The sequence below is a fragment of the Stieleria sp. genome, assembly GCF_041595215.1.
GTDB lineage: Bacteria > Planctomycetota > Planctomycetia > Pirellulales > Pirellulaceae > Stieleria > Stieleria magnilauensis.
In genome coordinates this window covers 1-4,485 of sequence record NZ_JBFHKV010000739.1, presented here as the reverse complement: position 1 = coordinate 4,485, position 4,485 = coordinate 1, and the positions used below count along the sequence as shown (strand labels likewise).

General features: G+C 59.6%; 2 protein-coding genes. Both read left to right on the top strand.

The genetic code is table 11. The features are described 5' to 3' along the window. The coding region (locus tag ABX749_RS23425; RefSeq protein WP_372898130.1) for a DUF1080 domain-containing protein at positions 1 to 966 on the top strand (966 nt) is incomplete at its 5' end. Between the two features lie 258 nt (positions 967 to 1,224). Beyond that, positions 1,225 to 4,083, top strand: a complete 2,859-nt coding sequence (gyrA, locus tag ABX749_RS23420; RefSeq protein ID WP_372898129.1) for a DNA gyrase subunit A — start codon at positions 1,225 to 1,227, stop codon at positions 4,081 to 4,083. Positions 4,084 to 4,485: the final 402 nt, after the last annotated feature.

Here is a 4,485-nt window from a genome sequence, read left to right as displayed (position 1 = left end):
GACAGCGGAATCTATTTGAAGGGAACCCCGCAAGTTCAAATCTGGGACTCCACCGAAACCGCCAAGTTCAAACTTGGTGCCGACAAGGGAAGCGGTGGGCTTTGGAATAACAGCGCCGGTGCCCCGGGCAAAGATCCGTTGGTCCATGCCGACAAACCGTTCGGCCAGTGGAACTCGGTTCGCGTTCTGCAGATCGGTGCGCGGACGACGGTTTGGCTGAACGATCAGATGGTCGTCGACCATGCGATCATGGAAAATTTCTGGGACCGCCAATCGCCGCTGTTTGTCAGCGGTCCGATCGAATTGCAAACGCACGGCGGTGAGATTCGTTGGCGAAACCTGAAAATCAGAGAACTGAGCACCCAAGAGGCCAACAATACGCTTGCGGCAAAAAACGCCAATCAGTTCGAATCGATTTTCAACGGCAGCGATCTGACCGGCTGGGTCGGAGCGACCGACAACTATGAAGTCGTCGACGGAGCGATCGGTTGCAAAAAAGGCAAGGGCGGAAACTTGTTGACCGAAAAAGAGTACGCCAACTTCGTCGCACGACTCGAATTCCGCTTGCCGCCCGGCGGCAACAACGGACTGGCGATTCGCGCACCGCTGGAAGGCAACCCGGCCTACCAGGCGATGTGTGAGTTGCAAGTGCTCGACAACACGCATCCTAAGTATGCCAAGCTGGACGAACGCCAATACCACGGTTCGGCCTATGGCATGGCGGCGGCGACACGAGGATTCTTGCGTCCGGTCGGCGAGTGGAATTTTCAAGAGGTTACCGTCGATGGCAGCACCATCACGGTCGAACTCAATGGCACCGTGATCTTGAAGACGGACCTGTCGCAAATCACCGACTACATGGCTGACAGCGCCCATCCCGGCAAGGACCGAAAGAAGGGACACTTCGGATTCGCCGGTCACGGTGACGCGGTCCAGTTCCGTGGACTCTCGATCCGCGAGCTGTAAGCCCGATCGTCACGACCGACGCGTGAGCGAGGGGCGCCGCGTGGCCCCTTGCTCACGCATGCGGGCTTAGATCGACAGGCCGCTCGCGACGTTGACGCAAACTTCTTCTGTGTCAAACGCGAGGGCACGGGGCGGCCGCTGCGCGGCGGCCTTGCCACCGTTGTGAATCAGGCGTCCAAGTGGTAGACTCTCTGGCTTGCGCGAACCCGTGATTTACCGGGATTTCCGCGGTTTTCTACCTCTCCGCTAGGACACCACGTGGCAGACGAAAACGACGAAAACGGCCAAGACGAAGAGAACGGTTCGGGGGGGGCGACGGAGCCTCAGGGTGACGGCGAGAATGGCGGTCGCACCGGTGGTGATATCGGGGGCGAGGGCGCCCTGCGGATGATCGATCTGCCGATCGAAGACGAATTGCGAGAGAGCTATCTGACGTACGCGATGAGCGTGATCGTCAGCCGTGCCCTGCCGGACGTCCGCGACGGGCTCAAGCCCAGCCAACGGCGGATTCTGGTCGCCATGAATGACCTGAACCTCGGCCCGGGAAGCAAGCGGGTCAAATGCGCCAAGATCTCTGGCGACACGTCGGGTAACTATCACCCCCACGGTGAATCGGTGATCTATCCGACGCTCGTTCGCATGGCCCAAGAATGGAACATGCGTTCGTTGCTGATCGACAAACAGGGGAACTTCGGATCGATCGCCGGGTTGCCTCCGGCGGCGATGCGGTACACCGAAGCCCGCTTGTCGGCCGTCGCCGCGGCGATGCTGGATGACCTGAAACTGGACACGGTCGATTTCATCCCGACCTATGACGAGGCGCGGACCGAACCGACCGTCTTGCCCAGCAAGTACCCGAACCTGTTGATCAACGGGTCCGGCGGGATCGCGGTCGGGATGGCGACCAGCATTCCGCCACACAACCCGACCGAAATCTGCGACGCGGTCATCAAACTGATCGACGAACCGGAAACCACGATCGACGAACTGTGCGAAATCGTTCCCGGCCCGGACTTCCCCACCGGCGGAATCATTTGCGGTCGCGCCGGGATCCGTCGCGGTTACAAGACCGGACGCAGCACGATCATCGTTCGCGCCAAATGTCGCATTGAGGAGATGAAAGGCAACCGACACCGCATCATCGTGTCGGAGATTCCTTATCAACAGTATCGTGACCGGGTCGTCGAGCGGATCGCCGGATTGGTCAACAACGACCGCATCAAGGGCATCTCAGGAATCCGCGACGAATCGGACCTCAAGGAACCCGTGCGTTTGGTGATCGAACTCAAACGCAACGAAGATCCCGACGTCATTCTGAACCAGCTGTATCAATTCTCGCCGCTGCAAGACACGATCTCGATGATCTTCTTGGCGCTTGTCGACGGCAAGCCGCGCGAATTGACGCTCAAGGAGATGCTGCAGGAATTCATCCGCCACCGCATCACCGTGATTCGGCGACGAACCCAATTCCTGCTGGCCAAGGCACGGCGACGAAAACACACCGTCGAAGGCCTGCTGTTGGCATTGGCCAATATCGACGAAATCATCAAAACGATTCGCACCAGCCGGACGCAACCGGAAGCCAAGCAACGTTTGATGGGCATCGAATGTCCTGCATCGATGATGCAACGGGCGCTCGGCGACGAAGGCTTTCGTCAATTCCAACTCGAACGCGGCGAGTCGGACACCTACACCCTGACCAGTGTCCAGACCGACGAAATCTTAAAGATGCGGCTGGGGCAATTGGTCAACTTGGAACAGGAAAAGTTGACCGACGAGCACAAGCAATTGCTCGAAGAGATCACCGACTACCTGGATATCCTGGGCAGCCAGGCACGGGTCTATGGCATCATCAAGGAAGACCTGGAAGAGATGAAGCGGCGATTCGGTTCGCCCCGCCGTACCCAGATCAGCAACGAAGAACTCGGCAACATCGACCTGGAAGATCTGATCACCGAAGAGACGATGGTCGTTTCGATCAGCCACGAAGGCTACATCAAACGCACGCCGTCGAGTGTCTACAACACCCAGCGGCGCGGCGGCAAGGGACTCAAGGGTGCCAAAACGGACACCGAAGACCCGATCGAACATCTGTTCGTCGCCAGCACCCACGCCTACCTGCTATTTTTGACCACGACCGGGAAAGTCCGCTGGCAAAAGGTTTATGACCTGCCCCAATTGCCACGTGACGCCAAGGGCCGCGCGATCGTCAACCTGCTGTCGCTCGAAGAGGGCGAAAAGATCGCTTCCTGTTTGGCCGTCCGTGACTTCAACCAGGAAGGCTACTATGTCGTGATGGCGACCCGCAGCGGTTTGGTCAAGAAGACGCCGCTGGAGCAATACAGTCGCCCCAAACGCGGCGGCATCATCGCGATCAAACTGCGCGAAGGCGACGAACTGGTTTCGGCCAACGTGATCGGCCCCGGCGACGAAGTGATCCTGGTCACCGCGTCCGGGATGGCGATCCGATTCAAAGAATCCGATGCCCGTCCGATGGGACGAAACACCTCCGGCGTCAAAGGCATCTCGTTGGTCGGTGATGACACCGTCGTCGGCATGGTCGTCGCCGAACCGGAGGCGACGTTGTTGACCGTTTGTGAAAACGGCTATGGGAAACGGACGCCATTTGGCCCCAACGCGATCGTCGATGACGGTGCCGAAGAAACCGAAGCCGAAAACGGTTCCTCGTCAGCCCGCTATCGAACCCAGCGTCGTGGCGGCAAAGGTCTACGCGATATCAAGACCAGCAGCCGAAACGGCAAGGTCATCGCCATCGCACGTGTCGATGATAACGACGAAGTCTTTCTGATGACCGGCAAGGGAAAGCTGCAACGCATCGCCGCTCGTGACATCAGTGTGATCGGACGCAACACCCAGGGCGTTCGCATCATGAGCGTCGACGCCGACGACACGTTGATCGCCGCGGTCCGCATCCCGCCAGAAGAAGAAGCCGAAGAAGGCGAAGTGGTGTCGGGACCGACCTCCCCGCAGCCCGCGGCGGTCGCCACTGAATCGGTCGAGTCCGAAGGGATGACCGAAGACGTCGACGCTGCCCCTGAACCAGCTGGACCTGAACCAACCGGCGAGGACGAATCGTCCGACGACGCCAACGAGTGATCGTTGGCGCGGGGCCTGCGGCGGCTCTGAAATCGCTGGCAGGACCCCGAATGGCAACGCTGTGAAGCACTTTTTAGCGGTAGGGCGCGAGCCCAATACCACTCAATCGACAAGGTTTTGACAAGCGCAGAGCCCTGCCGCTCACAAGCATCACTCCGTTTGGTGTCAAAGGAGAGCGGCAGCGTCCGAGTATCCCGGAGGGATGTCAGCGAGTAGCCGGAGGTCAGCGCAGCGTCACCTCCGGGAAGCACGACCCACAATCCCGTCGACCCCGACGGGGTCGCAGCGAATCAATCCGCCGGCGGTGCGGCAGTTTGCGTTCGTAAAGGAGTTGATCGGTGAGCTTGAGCGTGCGGGCTGGCCGGGTCCGAGGGCGCCGACGTCATTTGCTTCGACACCCTT